18 protein-coding genes are annotated in these 21,141 nt (G+C 41.9%); 9 read left to right on the forward strand and 9 right to left on the reverse strand.

The window, feature by feature from the left end; genetic code table 11:
- Positions 1 to 30 precede the first annotated feature (30 nt).
- From slmA to BM739_RS05055, 4 genes are all read left to right on the forward strand, one after another.
- Entirely contained in the window at positions 31 to 624 is a 594-nt protein-coding gene (gene slmA / locus BM739_RS05040; protein ID WP_076538032.1) for a nucleoid occlusion factor SlmA, read from the forward strand.
- A 191-nt stretch (positions 625 to 815) separates the two neighbouring features.
- Entirely contained in the window at positions 816 to 2,780 is a 1,965-nt protein-coding gene (locus BM739_RS05045) for a S9 family peptidase (RefSeq protein WP_083698072.1), read from the forward strand.
- 189 nt (positions 2,781 to 2,969) lie between these two features.
- Entirely contained in the window at positions 2,970 to 3,614 is a 645-nt protein-coding gene (gene folE, locus BM739_RS05050) for a GTP cyclohydrolase I FolE (protein WP_076538035.1), read from the forward strand.
- A gap of 52 nt (positions 3,615 to 3,666) precedes the next feature.
- Entirely contained in the window at positions 3,667 to 4,065 is a 399-nt protein-coding gene (locus BM739_RS05055) for a hypothetical protein (protein WP_076538038.1), read from the forward strand.
- An 86-nt stretch (positions 4,066 to 4,151) separates the two neighbouring features.
- On the opposite strand, the gene pyrE is transcribed toward BM739_RS05055, so the two are convergent.
- Together pyrE and rph are read right to left on the reverse strand one after the other, a co-directional pair.
- Complete coding sequence (gene pyrE / locus BM739_RS05060; protein ID WP_076538041.1) at positions 4,152 to 4,793, reverse strand: orotate phosphoribosyltransferase; 642 nt, start codon at positions 4,791 to 4,793, stop codon at positions 4,152 to 4,154.
- Between the two features lie 83 nt (positions 4,794 to 4,876).
- The gene (gene rph, locus BM739_RS05065; protein WP_055025233.1) at positions 4,877 to 5,590 is read right to left on the reverse strand and encodes a ribonuclease PH; all 714 of its coding nucleotides are present in this window, start codon (positions 5,588 to 5,590) and stop codon (positions 4,877 to 4,879) included.
- Between the two features lie 213 nt (positions 5,591 to 5,803).
- Between rph and BM739_RS05070 the strand changes: the two genes are divergently transcribed.
- Entirely contained in the window at positions 5,804 to 6,868 is a 1,065-nt protein-coding gene (locus BM739_RS05070) for a 2-dehydropantoate 2-reductase (protein WP_076538044.1), read from the forward strand.
- Between the two features lie 148 nt (positions 6,869 to 7,016).
- On the opposite strand, the gene lgt is transcribed toward BM739_RS05070, so the two are convergent.
- Positions 7,017 to 7,799 carry a prolipoprotein diacylglyceryl transferase gene (lgt, locus tag BM739_RS05075; RefSeq protein ID WP_076538047.1) on the reverse strand — a complete coding sequence of 261 codons (783 nt, stop codon included), beginning with the start codon at positions 7,797 to 7,799 and terminating at the stop codon, positions 7,017 to 7,019.
- A 303-nt stretch (positions 7,800 to 8,102) separates the two neighbouring features.
- Here lgt and BM739_RS05080 point away from each other — a divergent pair, with 303 nt between their 5' ends.
- A complete protein-coding gene (locus BM739_RS05080) occupies positions 8,103 to 8,966 on the forward strand; it encodes a YicC/YloC family endoribonuclease (protein WP_076538049.1) in 864 nt (287 codons plus the stop codon).
- A gap of 109 nt (positions 8,967 to 9,075) precedes the next feature.
- On the opposite strand, the gene BM739_RS05085 is transcribed toward BM739_RS05080, so the two are convergent.
- From BM739_RS05085 to BM739_RS05095, 3 genes are read right to left on the reverse strand one after another with little or no spacing between them, the layout of a single operon-like run.
- Positions 9,076 to 10,074, reverse strand: coding sequence for an SEC-C metal-binding domain-containing protein (locus BM739_RS05085; protein WP_076538052.1), 999 nt, complete (start codon positions 10,072 to 10,074; stop codon positions 9,076 to 9,078).
- A gap of 40 nt (positions 10,075 to 10,114) precedes the next feature.
- Entirely contained in the window at positions 10,115 to 11,425 is a 1,311-nt protein-coding gene (locus BM739_RS05090; protein ID WP_076538054.1) for a type II toxin-antitoxin system HipA family toxin, read from the reverse strand.
- Positions 11,415 to 11,705 (reverse strand): helix-turn-helix transcriptional regulator, encoded by a 291-nt coding sequence (locus BM739_RS05095; RefSeq protein ID WP_076538057.1) that lies wholly within the window; start codon positions 11,703 to 11,705, stop codon positions 11,415 to 11,417. The genes BM739_RS05090 and BM739_RS05095 overlap by 11 nt, the downstream gene beginning before the upstream one ends.
- A gap of 934 nt (positions 11,706 to 12,639) precedes the next feature.
- Between BM739_RS05095 and BM739_RS05100 the strand changes: the two genes are divergently transcribed.
- The 3 genes from BM739_RS05100 (at position 12,640) to BM739_RS05110 (ending at position 17,709) form a co-directional block, all read left to right on the forward strand.
- Positions 12,640 to 15,813, forward strand: a complete 3,174-nt coding sequence (locus tag BM739_RS05100) for a DUF3427 domain-containing protein (RefSeq protein WP_076538060.1) — start codon at positions 12,640 to 12,642, stop codon at positions 15,811 to 15,813.
- Between the two features lie 126 nt (positions 15,814 to 15,939).
- Positions 15,940 to 16,572 (forward strand): chromophore lyase CpcT/CpeT, encoded by a 633-nt coding sequence (locus BM739_RS05105; protein ID WP_076538063.1) that lies wholly within the window; start codon positions 15,940 to 15,942, stop codon positions 16,570 to 16,572.
- A gap of 282 nt (positions 16,573 to 16,854) precedes the next feature.
- Positions 16,855 to 17,709: a mechanosensitive ion channel family protein gene (locus tag BM739_RS05110; protein ID WP_076538065.1), complete on the forward strand. Its 855-nt coding sequence runs from the start codon at positions 16,855 to 16,857 to the stop codon at positions 17,707 to 17,709.
- 106 nt (positions 17,710 to 17,815) lie between these two features.
- On the opposite strand, the gene yjjG is transcribed toward BM739_RS05110, so the two are convergent.
- The 3 genes from yjjG to BM739_RS05125 form a co-directional block, all read right to left on the reverse strand.
- Positions 17,816 to 18,496 (reverse strand): pyrimidine 5'-nucleotidase, encoded by a 681-nt coding sequence (gene yjjG / locus BM739_RS05115; protein ID WP_076538068.1) that lies wholly within the window; start codon positions 18,494 to 18,496, stop codon positions 17,816 to 17,818.
- Between the two features lie 55 nt (positions 18,497 to 18,551).
- A complete protein-coding gene (locus BM739_RS05120; RefSeq protein WP_076538415.1) occupies positions 18,552 to 19,628 on the reverse strand; it encodes a phosphotransferase enzyme family protein in 1,077 nt (358 codons plus the stop codon).
- A gap of 91 nt (positions 19,629 to 19,719) precedes the next feature.
- On the reverse strand, positions 19,720 to 21,045 hold the full coding sequence (locus tag BM739_RS05125; RefSeq protein ID WP_076538071.1) for a hypothetical protein: 1,326 nt from the start codon (positions 21,043 to 21,045) through the stop codon (positions 19,720 to 19,722).
- Positions 21,046 to 21,141 lie beyond the last annotated feature (96 nt).

A 21,141-nucleotide genomic window follows, 5' to 3' on the forward strand; every position in this document is an offset into this window, starting at 1 on the left:
TACAAGTAGTCACAATCCTAGGAAAAAATAATGGCGGCTAGCCCAAAGATAAATCGTCGTGAGCACATTTTACAGTGCCTTGCGCATATGCTGGAAACCAGCCCTGGCCAACGTATTACCACTGCTAAGTTGGCAGCTGAAGTTGGTGTTTCTGAAGCGGCGTTATATCGCCACTTCCCAAGTAAAGCGAGAATGTTTGAAGGCTTAATCGAGTTTATTGAAGATGCAATCTTATCGCGCTTAAACATCATCATGGATGAAGAAAAAGACACCATGAAACGTTGTGAGCTGGTACTGCAACTACTACTGGTGTTTTCAGAGCGTAACCCGGGGATCTCACGAGTGCTCAATGGTGATGCACTTTTAGGTGAAAATGAACGTTTACGCAGCCGCATTAGCGCACTGTTTGCAAAAATTGAAACCCAAATCAAACAAATACTGCGTGAAAAAACCTTACGTGAAGGCAAAGGTTTTAATATCGACGAAGCCATACTCGCCAACCTACTCCTTGCAGTAGCAGAAGGGAGAATCGCTCAGTTTGTGCGTAGTGAGTTCAAACAAAAGCCCACTAAGCACTTCGATGAACAGTGGCAGTTTATTCAGCAGCAGCTGCTGAGAAGCTAACCCATTAGCATTGCTAATATCGCTGGTTGTGGTCGTTGAACTAACACAAAACAACAACAGTTCTTAAACGCACTTCGGTGCGTTTTTTATTGCCAATAAATTGTATTTGTTAATTAAATATCGTACTTTAGGTTTAGTTTTTCGATAGCTATCGATAAATATTACGACTATAAAAATTAACAAGGACGTTTATGAAACACACCGCTGTTATTGCAGCCTGCCTGCTAGCCTTTACTCCCTCAATATCTCATGCGGCATCATTATCTGATGCGAGCCTTTTCAGTAAAGGGGCAGAGTTTAGCGATGTCAAAATTTCTCCAGAAGGTGATTACCTCAGTGCATTAACTAGCCACAATGGCAAAAAAACCTTAGTAATTTTAGAAACAAAGACCAAAAAGCTGATCAATGCGCTCAACTTTCCAGGTAATGCGGAAGTCGGCAATTATGTATGGGCAAACCATGAACGTATTGTGCTACAAAAAGTCTATTTGAAAGGTTGGTCTGATGTCCCACAATATTATGGCGAATTATTTGCTACTAACGCTGATGGCTCACGCAAAAAATACTTATTTGGCTATAACAGTGGCGAGCAACAAACCGGTTCCCACATAAAGAAAAACACCGCTATTAATGCCACTGCATACATACTTGATCCAATGCCAGAAAACAATAAACACATGCTGGTCAATGCGATACCATGGAGCAGTGCAATTTCACGAGGTTATGATAGCCTTCAAGATGTATATCGTGTCGATCTCTATACAGGTAAAAGACGCAAAATCGTTACCTCTCCCATAGGTAAAGCTAGCTTTTTAACCAATCATACTGGCGAAGTAAAATTTGTAGCTGGTATCGATAGTCAACATAAAACCCAAATATTTTATCGCCATGAAGGCGATTGGCTGAACAGTAGCAAGCTTAATCTTGGTTTGACTGATTTTTATCCCATTTCATTCGCCAATAACCCTGACACCATTTTTGCCGCAGGCAGAGAAGACAATCACACCTTGGGGGTGTATAAAATTGATTTAACTAGCGGCGAAAAGCAACTGGTTGTTCAAGATGAAGATGTTGACCCAAGCAACTATTGGATTAATAAAAAAACCAAACAGCTTTATGCCGTCGAATTCGATAGCGGCTACCCAACTTATGCTTTTGTAGATAAACAAGATCCCCACTCCAAACTCGTTAAACAATTGCTGGCATCACTACCTGGACATCAAATCCAAATAGTCAGCGAAACTAACGACGCTAAACTCGCTATCATTAAAGCCTTTAACGATCGCAACCCTGGTGATTACTACTTATTTGATACCGAAAAAACCAAACTTGAATATCTTTTGTCTGAGAAAAGCTGGCTAGACCCAGATGCAATGGCAGAAGTGAAACCTATCAGCTTCACCAGTCGTGATGGCAAAACGATTTCTGGTTACCTCACTTTACCTGCAGGCAAAGAAGCCAAAAATTTGCCTCTGATTGTTAACCCCCATGGCGGCCCACATTATATTCGCGACAATTGGGGCTTTGACCCACAAAATCAGTTACTGGCGAATCAAGGCATGGCGGTATTACAGGTTAACTTTCGAGGTTCTGGTGGTTTTGGCGAACAATTCCAACAAGATGGTTATCAAAAGTGGGGCTCTGAGATTCAATACGATATTATTGATGGCACCAAATATGTAATTGACCAAGGTTTTGCAGATAAAGAGCGCATTTGTATTGTGGGCGGCAGTTTTGGCGGCTACAGCGCCCTACAAAGTGCCATTATTGAGCCTGATTTATTCAAGTGCGCCATTGGCTTTGCAGGTGTTTACGATTTAGAAATGATGTTTGAAGAAGGTGATGTACAAGAATCTCGAAGTGGCACTAGCTATTTAAAAGATGTGCTTGGAGAAAACCCCCAACAACTTAAAGCCATGTCACCGGCCTTTAATACCGATAAGCTCAAAGCCAGTTTATTACTGGTTCATGGTGGCAATGATGAGAGAGCCCCCATTGAGCAGTTAGAGTCATTAGAAAAAGGCTTAAAGCAGCACGAATACCCCTATCAAAAACTAGTCATGGATGATGAAGGTCATGGCTTTTATAATGATGAACATAGAGCTAAATACTACAATAAGATGTTGAGTTTTTTGAAAGAAAACCTCAAGTTGTAATTTTATCGCCTCACACTAAAGCCGATACTTGACTAAAAAGGTCGGCTTTTTTTATTTCAATAATATTAATTTGACCTAAATCACGTTATTATCCCGTCCCTGATCTTTGATGCAGCGCTTGTCCATAAAGCGTTAACGTCATTTTTAGCATACACTCATTAAGTATTACCCCTGTGGTTGGAGGATAAGATGGCACTAAGTGAAGCCGCGTTGAAAGTTAAAGCAGCACTAACTGAGCAAGGGCTTGAAACCCCAATGCTGCCTCAAACTCACACAGCTGAAGAGCGTAAGCAGAAAATTGAGCATCATATGAAAGAAATCCTGACATTAATGTCGTTGGATTTATCAGATGATAGCTTAATGGACACCCCACGCCGCATTGCAAAAATGTATGTTGATGAGATTTTCTCAGGGCTTGATTATCAAAACTTCCCTAAAATCACTGTCATCGATAACAAGATGGGCGTTGATGAAATGGTGCGAGTGCAAGATATCAGCCTCACCAGTACCTGTGAGCACCATTTAGTGACTATTGATGGCTATGCCACCGTGGCGTATTTACCGCGCACTAAGATTATTGGTTTATCAAAAATCAACCGCATTGTGCGCTTTTTTGCCCAGCGCCCTCAAGTGCAAGAAAGACTGACCCAGCAAGTGTTGGTGGCATTACAAACCTTGCTTGAAACCAAAGATGTAGCGGTAAAAATGGACGCGGTGCATTACTGCGTTAAATCCCGTGGCGTTATGGACTCAACCAGTTCAACCACCACCACAGCTTTAGGTGGGGTTTTTAAATCTAATCCAGCCACAAGGGCTGAATTTCTTGGTAACTAACCATAGCTACAACGAGTGATTTCAATCTTCTTTAATATTACAAGGACGTTTTATGAGATATGTTTTTTTACTTTTAGTATGTTTTTCTAGTTGGGCTATTGCAGAAGAGGAAATACTCACCGTAGACAGATCTGTATCAGGTAGCTTTCAATCTTCCTTTCCTAATGACCAGAAAATATTTGCAGATATTAGTGCCTTTCAGATTCTCAATTGTGTACTTATGAGCAATGATAAAGGAGAAAGGTGGGCTGTCATCACCGTGAATAATACCGCTAATGGGCAGCGAACGTTAAATCAAAAACATCTACTTGCTTTATTTGCTAACGGTGACCGAATAGTACCAGCTGCTTTTACTGCTAAATTCGACAGTAATGAAATCTTATCGATTACGATTAATTTCGGTGAATATAAATTTCCTATCCTTGAAGTTTATTCGAGATTGGAAGCTTAATAAATAAAGAAACGCTGCAATTATATTGCAGCGTTTCTTATCTTCGTACTAAAAACTGATACTTTCTAATAAGTAGAAGTTTCAGATTAAATACCGTATTGCTCGCGATAAGCGCTAACTGAAGCAAGTTCTGCTTCCATTCCTGACTTCTCTGAAAGGTAGTTAATCAAATCAGCTAACTTGATGATTGACACAATGGCGCAGCCAAAGTCACGCTCAACTTCTTGAATCGCTGATAACTCGCCTTTGCCTTTTTCTTGTCTGTCTAGGGCAATCAATACGCCTGCAAGGCTTGCATCATGTGCAGCAATGATTTCCATTGATTCACGAATTGCAGTGCCCGCGGTGATCACGTCATCAACTAACATCACTTTGCCAGCCAGTTCGCTACCCACTAATGAGCCGCCTTCACCGTGATCTTTCTTTTCTTTACGGTTAAAGCAATATGGCACATCTTTGTCGTGATGATCGCACAAGGCAACCACTGTGGTCGTAGCAATTGGAATGCCTTTATAAGCAGGGCCAAACACTAAATCGTAATCGATACCAGAATCAACTAATGCAGCAGCATAAAAGCGACCAAGACGTGCTAAATCACGACCCGTATTGAATAAACCCGCATTAAAAAAGTATGGGCTAGTACGGCCTGATTTCAGAGTAAACTCACCAAAGCGTAATACCTGACGCTCAAGAGCAAATTCAATAAACTCACGTTGATATGCTTTCACATTATCTCCTTTATACTGTTATCTTTTTTTGTAGAATACATTTTAAAAAAGGGCCCGAATGGGCCCTTAATTTGAATCAATTTTTAGCTTAATGCCGCTTTCTGAGTGTCCACGATCTCGCGGATGCCGTGCTTGGCTAACTCAAGTAAGCTTAATAGCTCTTCATGACTGAATGGCTCGCCTTCAGCAGTACCTTGGATCTCAATCATCTTACCGGTTTCTGTCATCACTACGTTCATGTCAGTTTCAGCAGCGCTATCTTCGATATATTCTAAATCGCAGATTGGCTCACCTTTATAAATACCAACACTAACAGCAGCAATAAGGAACTTAAGCGGGTTAGTTTTTAAAATACCTTTACCACGAGCCCAGTTCAGCGCATCAACTAATGCAACACAAGCACCAGTAATAGCAGCAGTACGTGTACCGCCGTCAGCTTGAATTACGTCACAATCGATAACGATAGTGTTTTCACCCAATGCTTTCATATCAACAGCTGCACGTAATGAACGGCCGATTAAGCGTTGGATTTCTTGAGTACGACCAGATTGCTTGCCACGAGCAGCTTCACGTTGCATACGGCTATGAGTCGAACGCGGTAGCATACCGTATTCAGCAGTTACCCAGCCTTGGCCTTGGCCTTTAAGAAAACGTGGTACGCCTTCTTCAAAACTGGCAGTACATAAAACTTTTGTGTCACCAAATTCAACCAACACCGAACCTTCAGCGTGAGCTGTAAATTGACGAGTAATCGTAACTGGACGAGATTGTGCAGGTGTTCTGTCGCTTGGACGCATATGCATTTCCTATAGTGTGGAATTGATGACTAAGTTTTCAGTAAATAGCTGTTTTAAGTAAATAGCTTTGTGCACATAAATTTCGTGCATATTTGGCAGCATATTATAGTGACTTGTTTCAGTGGATGCCACGCTTAACAAAACCCTTATTGGTTTTTTATTAACAAAACGGCACACTGAGGGATTAAATATTGTTTAAATGATGTGAGACACATGAAAATTGCCATCTTTGGTGCCGGCTCAACAGGCTGTTTTTTAGCAGGCGAACTCAAACTCGCTAAGCTTGATGTCAGTGTTATTTGCCGGCCACGGATTAAACACAGCATTATTGAAAATAACGGTATTCGGCTTACTGACTATCAAGGCTTAGATCAACGCGTCATGCCAGATGCACTGATGACCGATATCAACCCGTCTGTTAATAAGAGCCATAATCAAAGTGATAATAACAGCGTCGATAATGGGAAAATAACCCAATTCGATGTCATCTTTGTCACCCTAAAATGCCATCAGCTCGCCAGCATCATCGATGACTTATTAGCAATATCAACCCAGCAAAGCGCCATAGTATTAATGCAAAATGGCCTAGGTAGCCTTGAAATCCTTCAGCAAGCTTTTAAAAACCGCAATCAAGTAAGGCAAATCTTTCAGGGCATCACCCCGTTTAATGTATTGCAGCAAGACAACGCCAGCTTTCATAAAGGCACTGAAGGGGTATTTACCTTCGAAACATGCCCGCAAACTCACGCCATTGAAACCGCGATGAACAATGCACAGGCAAATATCAGCTGCACATTAGTAGCCGATATGGCGGCCATTATTAATGGTAAATTACTGCTCAACCTCAATAACGCCTTAAACGCCATATGTGATGTACCGATAAAGCAGCAATTAAGCCAACGCAAAACCCGAAAACTGCTAGCCATGGCAATGCAAGAGTGGCTTAAGATCTGCAAACAAGCACAGTTGCCACTGGCTCAATTTACCAAAGTGAACCCTAGCTTACTGCCGCTGATCTTGTCAGTGCCTGATAGCTTATTTAGCCTGATAGCAAAACCCATGTTGGCAATCGACCCTCAAGCCCGTTCATCCATGTGGCAAGACATTCACACCCAGCGCCCCACCGAGATTGATTACCTTAATGGCGCAGTCGTAAAGCTTGGGCTCAAACATCAAGTGGCAACCCCAGTAAATCGCGCCATAGTCGCTGGGATTAAACAATTAGAGCAAGGCAAGACAGTCAGCATCGATGAGATTTACCGTATGATTGGAGCCTAGTTAGCAGTTGTATAGAGTTAGCACGGATATTAGCGCCAACATGAGTATTGGCTAGGCACAAAAAAACCGAGCTCATCACTGCATGCAGCAACTCACTCGGCTTTTAAAGGCTTAAAACAGTTAATCGTCGTAAACAGTCTTGCTCAATCTAGTTAGTCTTTTTAATCATAGGCAGCACCAACAGCGCCACACCCACCACTAAAAACGGAATACTCAATAACTGCCCTGCACTCATTGTCCACTCAGTGGCATAAGCGGCTTGCTTAACCTTGACCATTTCAATGGCCCAACGTGCGCTGAATACGCTGCACAAGAACAGCCCAAAAATAACCCCGTGCTTTTGTTTTAAGTTGGTAAATTTATACACCGCAAACAAAGCAATAAAGATAACTAAATAGCTAATGGCCTCGTATAACTGCGCCGGATGGCGCGGCAGCATATCAATACGTTCAAAAATAATGCCCCACGGTTTAGTGGTCGGCAGCCCTAAAATCTCTGAATTGGCAAAGTTCGCCATCCGCACAAAAAAGCCAAATATCGCCGTGGCAATGGCTAAGCGGTCAAGTAAAAACAAAAACGGCATATCGGTTTTACGCTTGTAATAATACAGCGCTAAAATGGCACCTAAACCGCCGCCATGACTGGCTAAGCCACCTTCCCAAATGGCCAAAATCTTCATTGGATTGGCAAAATAGTAACTTGGATCGTAAAAGAAACAGTGGGCTAAACGGGCGCCAACAATAATCCCCACCACACAATAAGTCAGTAGATTATCTAACGATGCGACATCCAAACCTTCTTTTTTGTACATGTGCTTCATAACTTGAAAACCACTGGCAATGGCTACTGCAAACAAAGCCCCATACCAATGTACTTGTAAACCCATAAATGAAATGAGTACTGGGTCGAGATTCCACACAAAATGGTCCAATTGACTACTCCAAACATTAACAACAACTCACGCAGCAGGCGTGAGCAAATAATTGCCGCTACTATAAACAATTCATCGGCTTAATTCGATGACTATGGTCACCACAGCAAACTATTTCCATGATAGGTAGACGACACTCGTGCCTTAATCGCAATGCTGTGACCGATAAAAGCCGCTTAAGTTGCACACTAACCAGTATAAATAGCCCAAAAGCCAGTTGATAAAACTTGCTAAGCTTTGACCTTCACAATCAGCAGACTATAATCGACACACTATTACGTTGCTAATTAATCAGGGTTCACAATGATCCAAAGTATGACCGCCTACGCTCGCATTGAGCACAAAGCCGAATGGGGCACAGCCTCGTGGGAAATCCGCTCAGTCAATCAACGCTACTTAGAAACCTACTTACGCTTACCAGAGCAAATGCGTAGCCTAGAGCCAGTATTGCGTGATCGCCTTCGTAAGCGATTAAACCGCGGCAAGGTTGAGGTCAACTTACGTTATGAACTTTCAGAGTCTGGCAGCAGTGAAATGCGCCTAAACCAAGACTTAGCCAAGCAACTACTTAACGCAGCAGATTGGTTAAAAAAAGAATCTAGCCATGGCGAGCTTAACTTAGCCGACATTCTACGCTGGCCTGGTGTGATGTCTGGCGCAGAGCAAGACATGGGCGATATCAATAAAGACTTACTAGTGGCTTTTGATGGCGCAGTAGCGCAATTTATCGAAGCTCGCGGCCGTGAAGGTGAAGCCATCAACACCATGTTGCAAACGCGCCTAGACCAAATTGTTGAGCAAGTGGCAATCGTACGTGAGCACATGCCAGCTGTCATGCAATGGCAACGTGACAAGCTCAGTAACCGTTTAGCAGAAATCACCGGCGAACTTGATCCAGCCCGCATGGAACAAGAAATGGTGCTACTTGCACAAAAGATGGATGTCGCAGAAGAAATGGATCGCCTTGATGCACACGTTGCAGAAACGCGCTTAATCCTCAAAAAAGGTGGCGCCCAAGGCCGCCGTTTAGATTTCATGATGCAAGAATTCAACCGTGAATCTAATACCCTAGCGTCTAAATCAATCAGTGCAGAAGTCACCGCCGCAGCGGTAGAACTTAAAGTATTGATAGAGCAGATGCGCGAGCAAATTCAGAATGTTGAGTAATCACATTTGCTAGAATTCAAAACTAAAATATCCAGCTTCAATAGCTGGGTATTTTAGTTAAGAATAACAATCTGAACTTGAAAATCGATCCTAGCCTTAGTAATTCATACTAAACATTAAATTGAAAAGTTTGCTTCAGTAATGGTTTGATGTCTGCATTTCTCAGTTCATATTGTTCATAAAGAAATCCTTTAGGGTCTACCGAGACTAAGCCCCAAAACTCCAGGAAGCGTTTAATAAAGCGCGATTCAATCATTGTGCCTAACAACTGACTTGGAGACGAATACCCATCTTCAGGGCATCTTAACAGTATGTCAGGGAATGCGGTAATCACTTCATCAATCATCTGACTTACACTGGCATGAGTTTGCAAGCGCCACAACATAAACAACCAGAAGGGTCTTAGATCAATGTCGTGCTCCCATCCATCTAGGTAGCCCCAATTGTACCGAGAGGTTGCTGCTTCGAGCATAGGAATAAAGAACACTTGAATACCATGAGCTAGGTACTGCTTTTGAGCCGCTTTTTTAACATGATAGCGGCCACTGCGACGATAAATAATACCTGCAATCTCTGCCAGTACTCGGCTGTAATGCAATGCATTGAACTTATCTTCGTTACTGCCTGCATATTCACTAATGCTGATGTGTCGTTCAAATTCAGAGACGGCGAACTCTGGCAATAACTCACTAGCCTGCTTAACAATTTTTGTCGGTAAGTTACCTTTGCTGGTAGCTTCAAATGAACCACCGTTTTGCATGGCTTCATCTAATATCAATGCTAAGTAACGCATCACTGGGCTGGTTATTAGGTTATCTGGCGTCTGTATTAGTACCCCTTCCAACTCACTGAAAGGCGCATATAACCAATTACTCATTTGTGTTGGCGAAAGGCCACAGAAATCAGGATGAGGCCGATCATTAGCCGCCTTCATTTTTTGTTCTGCGACAATATTGAGTTCTTCTAAAGACAAGTTAGGGTTCATTGCAGCAACTTGCTCAATATCATCCAACATAGATGCGTGTTGCTTAGAAATACTGTTCATGCAGCAACGTTTGTACTTTTTACCGCTGCCACAAGGGCAAGGTTCATTTCGACCTGGTTTCATACTGTACCTACTCACCTATTTATCTTAATGCTACGTCGCCTCAAACTAAGAGTGTCGCGTTTTCTTGCTTGCGCTCTGCGAGTGTTTTTTCTATCGCTAATATTGTTGTCTTGCTGATCGCATGTTGCTCGGCAAGGTACTTAAACTGACTAATGGCATCAACGACCTCTTGAATGCATTGCTGCGCTTCCTTCCAATTAGCAAAGCCTGCACTAGCAGCCAGCTTTTGCATCACTTTGAGTGGTGGCGCTTTTCCGTACCCTGCAAAGGCGGTAGCATGCTCATTAAACGGGTGAGGGCTAAAGGTCACATCATAAAATGGTGCGAGTTGCCAGCTGCCATCATCTGCTTGTAAAAAGCCCCAGTTTTTACTGTGATCGTCTTGGTTCGCGGCAAATAAGTTAAACATTGCGCGTCGAAATTGAAGTTGCCCGGCAGCAGGTGACTTACACAGTTGACGACTGGCTTTAATAAGATCGCTGTAGTCTAAGCTCGGGCTTCGAAAATCAGCATCCAATAAGCCGCAGGCACTGTGCATATGTAAACGCCCAGCCTTATCCTGCGCTGGTAAATAATCAAAACGCTTTAACGCAAGCCATGCTTTAGCGCCACTACTTGCTGGTGCTGCAATTAACTGCCAAATCGGTGGCTGGCATTTTGCTTGCTCAGCCATTTGTAAATAAACCGCTTCACACAAACCTTCTTCATGGCCCAACGCCAAGTTCTTCGAGGTAAACTTAACTAGCCATGCTTCATCGCCAGGCTGTGCATAGGTGCGGCATTGCGTCGCGTCTCCGGCAGGCATATAGATTTGTGCTTTAGGGCGAGCACCGCCGGAGCTGCCGACAGCTACCAAGGTTGCTAACACGTGCTGAGTGCTACCGTCTATATCGTCAGATAGAGCCTGGTCAAACAAGGTTTGTGCTTCAAGCCCAAGTGTGTCCAAATCAATATCTGAACGCTGATCGAATGAGAGCTCAGATACAGGGGTAAAAGACAATGCCCCCATTCCTTGCAGGCCAACAAACGCCAGTCTATCCATTGCTGTTACTTGTGCAGGTATTATACCTTGTTGGCGGAACACGCGATCTTGCAACAATAACCCCCACCCATCGGGAAGACTATCGCCAAAAACGCCGTGAATGCCTTGATGTGGTCCTTTCGGTGCTTGCTGTAATCGCACATCACCTTGAAGAGTATATGGTGATAAATTGCCAAACCTGCTTATATAGTTTTCATTGTACTGAAAGAAAACACCTTGGCGGTTTTGCGCTAATACACCCACCGATACGATTTCGCCTGTTGTGAGAGTTCGACCTACATTCAGCTTTTGGATGGATTTAAAACTCATCTTTAAGCACCTCTTCTATACTGGTCGGTAAAGCACTACGGTCAGCAGTTGTTTGTGTCAATTGATAAAGCCTGTCTAGTGAATCCAGCGACTGCCACAAAAGCAGCAGCTGGCGAAATGAAATCTGTCCGGTAAGCTCAAACTTTTTTATGGTCGAAGCAGGCACACAACTACGCTGGGCCAGTGCCTCTCGCGATAGCTTCGCTTGTTTGCGCAAGCCCCGCAGATGAGTAGCAAAAGCTTGGCTTACATCGGTATCATCTAAAAGTGGAAAATTCATGCGCAGCCTCAATGGATACAATAATGTCTATTATAGCTATATTTTCTAATTTATGGACAAAATAATGCCCATTGAAATATAAATATGAATAACAATCACATGACTGGAGAAGGATACTAAAGCTGATACTTTGCGTCAGGCAAGAGGTTGAGTTAAGGTAATTAATTGCCTAATAGGCTTGTATCTAGGAAGTGAACCACTGGTGGTTAAAAATAAAAAAGCAAAACTAACTCAACATCAAGTAATTGATTTTAATATGTTTGCAGTTTCAACCCACATTCTGATTCAAAACGTTGAATAGCCTTTTTACAGGCGTTATATAACACTAAACCCAGCAAAAGCTGGGCTTTTTATTTTATAGCAATGAGATACAAAGCAGGGGTTAGGATTGATGGAAAATTTACTCTGCCCTAGATTTAAAACAGCGACTGATTAACACAAAAAATAGCGAACCTTATTACTCTTTTTAAAAGTGCCACCGTATTATTTTATTCAATGTGGACGATCCTACACTTTTGCCTTGAGCAAGCACCAACTTTCACAACGGTGTAGGTTATTACACCTTTTAAGTACTATCTTGCTCAAGTTGAAGAAATGAAACATATCAAGCTATAGCGAAGTAACTACGTCATTATTGAAAGCGTTTAATTGAATTTATCAAACGAGTAAAACCCAGCAACGGCTGGGTTTTGTGTTTCTGCCGTTCAGTGTTTATCCATTGTCTAGGTAATCAAATTTCACACGCTATAACCGTTAAAATCACTTTTACACGCTATAGGCGGTAAGCTTGTATACTTTATGGCCTTGTAACCCTACCTTAAAATCCATTCAAACCGCTGTTTTTAAAAGATTACCTCAATATTATTCACATCATTCATCTTTACAGATATTTAAGTTATCCTGGCTGACAAATAGCAGATAACAATGAGCTTCCATGAATCAAGCAGGTATATACGAGCAACTCATTACCCAGTTGGTTGAGCACAACTTAGATCGTGATTCTTTTTATGTTGGTGAACGCACATTGGAAGCCGCTGAAGCGGCCACATTCTTATCTCGATTTTTAACCCGCATTATTGAAATTGCTATGGATTCTGTTCCCAATAGCGATACTAGAGCTCATCAGCAGATCAATTTAGCTAATACAATCGTTCAGTGGCTCAGTGCTCATATTCACGATAAAGAATTAATTAACGAAAACTTAATCGATAGCCAAGGTAAAATACTTACCGCGCTATTTGATAAATCAAATCCCATTGCAGCTGATTTACCTAAACACGTAGAAGCCATAATGCCAATCACAGGCCTCACGCAGAGTGAGCTATTTTGTGGCAGTAATGTGGGCGTTTCACTAGAAACTGAAATTAAAAGAGAGATCCTGTCATCTGACAAAATCTATTGGTTAGTTTCATTTATAAAGTGGGCCGGTATTCGAATATTTAAAAAAGAGCTAGAGTCTTTTACCCGTAGCGGCAAACAATTAAAAATTATTACCACTTCATATATGGGCGCCACTGACGCAAAGGCGGTTGAGTTTCTAGCATCACTACCCAACACCGAAGTTAAACTTAGCTACAACACCAATCGTGAACGTTTGCATGCAAAATCCTATTTATTCATGCGTAACACAGGCTTTCACACCGGTTATATTGGTTCTTCTAACCTGTCACATTCAGCGTTAACAAGCGGCTTAGAGTGGAACCTAAAAATCACCTTCCAAGAAATCCCCCACATCATTGAAAAGTCCTTAAGTACTTTTGAAACCTATTGGGAGTCAGCTGATTTCGAAATCTTTGACGGTAACATTGAAAGCCGTGAAAAATTGCATGCGGCACTGCAAACAGCAAAGGGACAATTCAGTACCACAGCGCCGAGTTTCTATTTTGACATTCAGCCTCACTCTCACCAGCAAACCATTCTGGATAAATTAAAAGTTGAACGAGAGCTACATGGCAGATACCGAAATTTGGTGGTTGCGGCGACCGGAACTGGGAAAACCATTATTTCAGCTTTTGATTTCGCGCACTTTTATCAAAATAATCCCGAAGCCAAATTCTTATTTGTTGCCCATCGCGAAGAAATACTAAAACAAGCACAAGCGGCATATCGTGGCGTGTTAAAAAATAGTGCCTTTGGTGAGTTATGGGTCGGTAATCACAAACCAACACAATTTCAGCAGCTATTTGCCTCTATTCAAAGCCTAAATAATCAAATTGATAGCATAGCCTTGAGTGAAGATTACTTTGATTACATCGTCATTGACGAAGTACATCATATTGCAGCAAGTAGTTATCGAGCGGTATTACAGCATTTTGCACCTCAAATTCTATTAGGCTTAACTGCAACACCGGAGCGCAATGACGGGGCAGATATTTTAACTGACTTTTGTAATGTCATTGCTGCTGAGATTCGCTTACCAGAGGCCATTAATCAAAGGCACTTATCGCCATTTCAATATTTTGCTATTGATGATGACACCGACTTAACACGAATATCTTGGTCAAAAGGTCGTTATGATATTGCCGAATTGACCCACCTCTATACTTATAACGATCAACGCCTACAGCGGATATTGCAAAGTCTTGACGAGATAGTGACAGATATAACCCAAATGCGGGCGTTGGCATTTTGCGTTAGTAAAGCTCACGCAAAGTTCATGGCGCAAAAGTTTACCTTACATAATATTGCTTGTGGCGTATTAACTAGCGATAACAGTAACGACCGTGAAGTGTTGCAACAGCAGTTAAAATTAAAGCAAATAAATGTCTTGTTTGTGGTTGATATCTTTAATGAGGGGGTCGATATTCCCGAGTTGGACACCTTGCTTTTTTTACGCCCTACTGAAAGTTTAACTATATTTTTGCAGCAACTGGGTCGCGGCTTACGATTAACTAATGATAAAGAATGCTGCACCATTTTAGACTTTGTAGGTAACTCACGACCTGAGTATGATTTTTCCCATAAATTTAGAGCATTAGTGGGTAAAACTAATCAGCCGATCGCTAAAGAAATAAAGCAGGGTTTTCCGCATTTACCTTTAGGCTGCCGCATTGAGTTACAAGAAAAAACTCAATCCATGATCCTTAAAAATATTACCCAAGCTACCCTCAATAAAAATAAGCTTATTAGCTTAATCATCAATTACCCGCATGTGACCAACCTGCCTTTAACCTTGATTAACTTCTTGCATATCCACCCAAATATAAGCTTAGAAGACATTTACAAAGTTAAACATGACAAATTAGGAGGATGGACTGTATTGCTGGCATTGAGTAAAGGAGAAGAAGTATCACCAGATAGCAAAACAATTTATGAAGCCTATTATCGTGCGATTAAGAATCGCTTATTGAGCTGTTCATCTATTTCCTATTTACGCTTTGTAAAAGCGCTCTGTGAAAGTAACTTCCATAATCATTCAACCAACGACCGACTTTTAGCACTAATGTGCCATTATGATTTTTGGGATAAAACAGGTAAAAGCGCTGGATTTAACACTCTGAAAGACAGCCTATTGGCCTTACAAAATCAAAGCTTACAAGATGAGTTAAGCCAAGTCATTTCTCTACTTATAGAAAGACTTGAAGTAAATGAATTCTCTATACCAGTGGTTAATAATTCAGTGGTAGATACTTCACCATTAAAAATGCATGTTCGTTACCCAAAAGAGCATATTCTAGTGGCTTTTGGTGACAGTACTTTCGATAAAAAATCATCAAGCCGTGAAGGTATTTTAGATATACCCAATGCCAATGTTGCGCTGCTATTTGTTACTTTAAACAAATGTGAAAAACAATTCTCAGCAACCACCATGTATCATGATTACGCCATTAGCCCGACTCTGTTTCATTGGCAAACCCAAAATAATTCCAAACCTTGCTCAGGCCGAGGTTTGAGTTATATAAACCAAAGTAAAAACGGTAAAATATTCATCTTATTTGTTAGAGAACAAGCCAAGGATCAACATGGCAGAACCATGGGGTTCGTTAATTTTGGTCCTATCGACTTTGTAAAATATGAAGGTAGTCAGCCGATGAATATCACATGGAAATTGCAGCACCCAATGCCAGCCTATTTATGGCATGAAACGGCTAAGCTCGCGATCGGCTAGATTTAAAAGCTAACTAAATACATCTGAAAAGTCCCATTTTACACAATTGAACTAATCAGTTAATTTAACACAAGAAATATATATATTTGTCAGCATAAACGCCCCATTTAACGGAAAGGATTTCCTATGAAAACATCATTGACTCTTGTTGCTCTAACCAGCGCATTCTCTGCCTTGGCTTTAATGCCAATCACCTCTCAAGCGACTGAACAAGACAAACAAGCTTTGTTACTTGAGTGGATGCAGGGGCATTTCGATAGTCAGCAGCAATCAGTTGACGATAAAGATTTTTATAATATTCATCTTAATATGGTGCAGATTTGGCCTAAAGATAACTCGACTTGGCTTTATGTCGAGCAAGCTGCTGCAACGCATTTAGATAAGCCATATCGCCAACGCGTGTATGAAGTAACGGCATTATCTGATAGCCGATTTGCGAGCAAGGTTTACACTTTTGAAAATGATAAAAGCTTTGCTGGGGTTTACAAAGATGAGGCGCCCCTAAGCGAACTCACGCCGAGCGATTTAACCGAAAAATCAGGTTGTACGGTGTTTTTAGCTTGGTCTGAAACCGAGCAACACTTTACAGGCTCTACTGATGAGAAAACTTGTTTAAGTCAGCTACGTGGAGCCAGTTATGCCACCTCAGAAGTCACAGTAACAAAAGACAGTATTGTTAGCTGGGATCGTGGCTATGACAGCCAAGATAAACAAGTGTGGGGCGCTGAAAAGGCTGGCTATATTTTCTTGAAGCATTAATCAGCCAAATCCCTTTTAGCGAAGCTGTATTTTTTATAAAAGCGGCATTCTTTATCAAAGCTGGATTCTTTATAAAAACGGCATTCTGGCAGCTTCGCTTTCATTTATTATTCTTCATACGTCAACCATTTTAACGCGATTACCACAGCTTGTTTGTCTGCTCGCTGTAAATCATTTTCCATTAAAAATCACTGGTCAAAGCTGACTTAATCCATGGCTATGATACAGTGAGCCTTATCGCTGAATTCGTCTACCAAGTTATGGTTATTTAAAGAAGGTTTTGTGGAATACGTTAATATCGTCATTGATTTTTTAGCCACCTATAAGTTGTTTGTTACTGTATTAATCATCCTATTGCTGTCGATGCTTAAACGCTTTGTGGTGTCGAAAATTCGTGGTGATATCGCTTTTGTGAGCGAAGGGCAACGTAAGTGGATGTCGCGGACTAAAAATGGCACCTTCATCTTAATCGTGATGATTTTGTTTTTACTGTGGCAAACCGAGATTAACAAGTTTGCCCTGTCTGTGACTGCGATTGCAATTGCCTTTGTAGTGGCATCAAAAGAGATTATTCTGTGTTTTACCGGCTCAATTCAGCGGGCTAGTTCGCGCTCATTTGTGATTGGTGATTGGATTGAAGTGGGTAAGCTGTGCGGCGAGGTGATTGAACACAATTTAATGGCGACTGTGATCCAAGAAATTGACTTGCACCATGGCCAGTACCATTACACCGGCAAAACGGTCACCTTCCCAAATAGTATGTTTTTTAGTTATGCGGTGAAGAATCTTAATTTCATGAAGCGCTATGTGTACCACAACTTTAGCATCACTGTGGTGGAGTTTGTAAACCTGTATCCGCTGTTTCCTGCATTACTCAGCAAGATTGAAGCCCACTGTGAAGACTTTTTTGAAGTGGCCACTCGCTATAACAATATTATTGAAAGACATGCTGGCGTGGACCTGCCCGGCCCTGAGCCACATATTCATATCCATAGCGGCCCTGCAGGTGAGCAATTGGTGCATATTATGATTTTTTGCCCCACTGAGCGTGCAACCCATTTAGAGCAACACATTCGAGAAGACTTTATGATTGCCTATCATGAAGCGTTTCCTAAAGCGGCTGAAACAAGTGCTTAAGCTAAGGCTTTGAAATAAAGCTTTAAACTAAGGCTTTGAGCTAAAGCTTTACCCAAAAACAAGCCACTCAATCGAGTGGCTTTATTTATGCTAAAAAGCGAGCTATCTAACTCACTGAATGCAGTACATCATGCAGTTGCTGTAAGTCTTTAACTTCAAATGTTGGCGTAATGCCATCAACAGTTTGTTTGCCGTGATGATTGAGCCAGCAGGTATCAATCCCTGCATTTACCCCGCCTAAAATATCTGAATGTAGGTTATCGCCCACCATCAAAATATTGTGCTTTTCAGGGTTACCCATCAGCTTAAAGGTATGCTCAAAAATACTGACATCGGGTTTAGCTTTACCAAACTCTTCAGAAATCACCACATGCTCAAATGACGACTTAAAGCCGGTGCGTTCAAGGCGCACATTTTGTAGCTCAGTTAAGCCATTGGTGATTATGCCTAGATTGGCTTTGCCTTTTAGGCTATCCACCAGCTGTTTCGCCCCCGGTAGTGGCTGACAGATATCGGCCATAGCGGCTAAAAAGTCACTGTTAAGCCTTTGAGTGGTAACATTGAGTTTTTCTGCCCAATGTAAAAAACGGGTATGTTGCAGCTGCGCCGCATCAATTAACCCTTGCTGGTAATCCAGCCAAAGTTGTTTGTTTACCGATTGATAAAATTCAAAATCACTGGCTTTAAAGTCAATTTCAAAGCGTGAAAACATCAGCTTTAGGCCGCTAAAAATATCAAAATCAAACAGAGTTTCATCGGCGTCAAACAATATCCATTGGTACTTCATGGTTTAGCCTTATCGACGTTTGGGTTTATGAAAATGATCTGAAACAGCCCAGCTATTATTCAAATAGCGTCACTAATTGCGCTTCTTGGGCGACCAAACTGTTATATATGGTTAACTGGTTCGCAGCGCGATCAAGGTTATGACCCTCACGATGAATACCAAAATACACATCGCCATTTAAATGATCGGTTAAAAACCGTGAACCTAGCATAAGCGCCATCACTTTAATGCCTAACCACAGGCTGCGTTTTTCAGTGGCGCTGAGAATAGCGCTTAATTGGCTGGTATAAGCCCCACAGGCGGCTTTGATGATGTCAGGGCGTGCAATGACTTTATCCAGTGCGGTAGAGTCTTCTTCCTCAGGTGAGCAAAAGGCCCGCACCATATCGCCAAAGTCATACATCAAATAGCCTTTCATGCAGGTATCGATATCAATCACCGCCATGCTCGACATATCACGCTTATCAAACAGCATATTATTGATTTTGGTGTCGTTATGACAAATACGCAGTGGCAGTTGTTGCTCCACTTGGGCTAACTCTGCAAACAAGGCTTGTTGCGATAACACTAGATCTGCCCATTTCTGACAATCTGCTAAGCGCTGAGATTTATCATCAGCAACCGCTTGTTTAAGCTGTTGGATACGTAGGGGAAGGTTTAAGAAGTTAGGAATAACATCTTGTAAGCTATTAGCATCTAAATCACTCAATGCATGTGCAAAATGACCAAAAGCGCTGGCGGCCATTTTGGCTTCATCTTGGTTACTCACCACTTCAATTGTATGGCTGTTGGCTAAATAACTAATGGCTCGCCAATAACCCTTATCACCAAGGTTTACCGACAAACTTCCATCTTTAAGTGCTACAGGCGAAATAACATCGAGCTGGTATTCACCCAAGCTAGCTTTTTGCGTCAGGTGATGACTGACTTTAGCGGCATTGTCGATTAACACGTCAGGTTTGGTGAACACTGTGGTATTAATTTGCTGTAGCACCATTTGCCCTGTTGGCCACTTAACCAAATAGGTTTGATTAATATGACCGTTACCTAATGGCGCAATAGTGGCACTTGTTACCTCTGACGCTGCAATTCCATATAAAGGCAAAATTGTTTGCCTAATAAACTCAACCACCCAACACTCCATATCTTTTCTTTGCAAGCCAAACAGTTTAAGCCATCGCAGCCGGCAACACTAGTCACCTGTTATGCTGCGATTTAAGCCCTTATAAGCTTTTCATAAATCGGCCAAATGCTGGCTCAGAGGATAACGTGGCTTGGCTGCCTTTCAGGCTAAAGTTATAACCACACAGTTTGAAGCTACCACGCATGGCAACATTGTTGATGAGCTTGTTATTATCCAGCGGTGAAAAGCGCGCTTCTGTGCCGCTATCTGCCATTAAATCAACACTGATAGGCCTAAACTTACTGCCGTCATTAAAGACTAATTCGGCGCAGCGTTTATCGCCTTGGGCTGTGTCTAAACGCCAAATAGACTGGGCATCGCCTTCATCACCTAACCAGCGTAACACCAAAATATCTTGTTGTAAGATAAGCCAAAAACCATCAGGCAGTTTTACTCTTGCGGTTTCATTGCTTGCTAATGGCTGCTCAATGGCTGCGGTTTCAACACTGGTCACTTCGGTTTCTTCTGTGCCGGTAAATAATAAGCTAATTAGATAGATAACTAGGCTAATGGCAAAAATAACCCCTATGGCTTTGGCCGCCATTATGAGTAGTTTTTTATTATCTTGCGCCCACACTAACCAAGATTTAAGTAATTCTGTCATCGAACCTGACTCTAATGCGCCTCGGTCAACTCGGTAACTGGGCTTTTCATCCGCTTGATAAGCCGCCTCGTCATTTTCGCTATTGTATCCACCAGCATTATTTGCAGAATGATTAAACGGATTAGGCTCAGACTCTTTATAAACGGTTTCGTGCTGATAACCGGGCTCATGGCCCAGTTCATCTTCAAAACTGTTGCTATCAAAGCTTTCAATATCAGCGTTTGCGTTATCAAAATTTGCGCGATCAAAGTTAGCAGCGTCAGGGCTTTCAGCCTCAAGACTGCTGTTATTGCCATGGCCTATTGTCGGTTCTTGGCGCTGTCTTACTCTTTTAGCGCCTGCTACAGGTTTAGCATGCGGGCCTTGATAACCCATAACATAAAGATTATTTCTGCTCCTTTGATTACGGCTATTGCCTTTGGGGGCTGAAAACCACGCAAAACCAGCGCTTACTATGACCGCTAAAACAAAAATGATCACTGATACAGCGACAGGAAAACTAAATGCAATGGAAAGGCTAAAAAATAACAATAACAAGGTTGGGATTGCCACCAAAGAGCTTGGCTTAGCTGCGTCTCGTAAACGGCGTAAGCTGCTTAAAGCACTAATGGGCAGCGCCACTACCCCTGCAATAATAGTGGTAACAGAATGAGCAAATAACAGCGCGATGATTAATACAAAAATCAAACAAGATAATTGCACAGCCAACACTCTTTGACCGTTATCTCGGCCTTGGCGACAAAATAAGGATGAAAATGACACAAGAAATCCCAATAATAAATAAACAGAAACTATATAAGCAGACTAAACAATTTCATCACTAAAGTCAGCGAAACCACTGCATTTGCCGCAAAATTA

It is taken from the genome of Shewanella sp. UCD-KL21 (assembly GCF_001957135.1).
GTDB lineage: Bacteria > Pseudomonadota > Gammaproteobacteria > Enterobacterales > Shewanellaceae > Shewanella.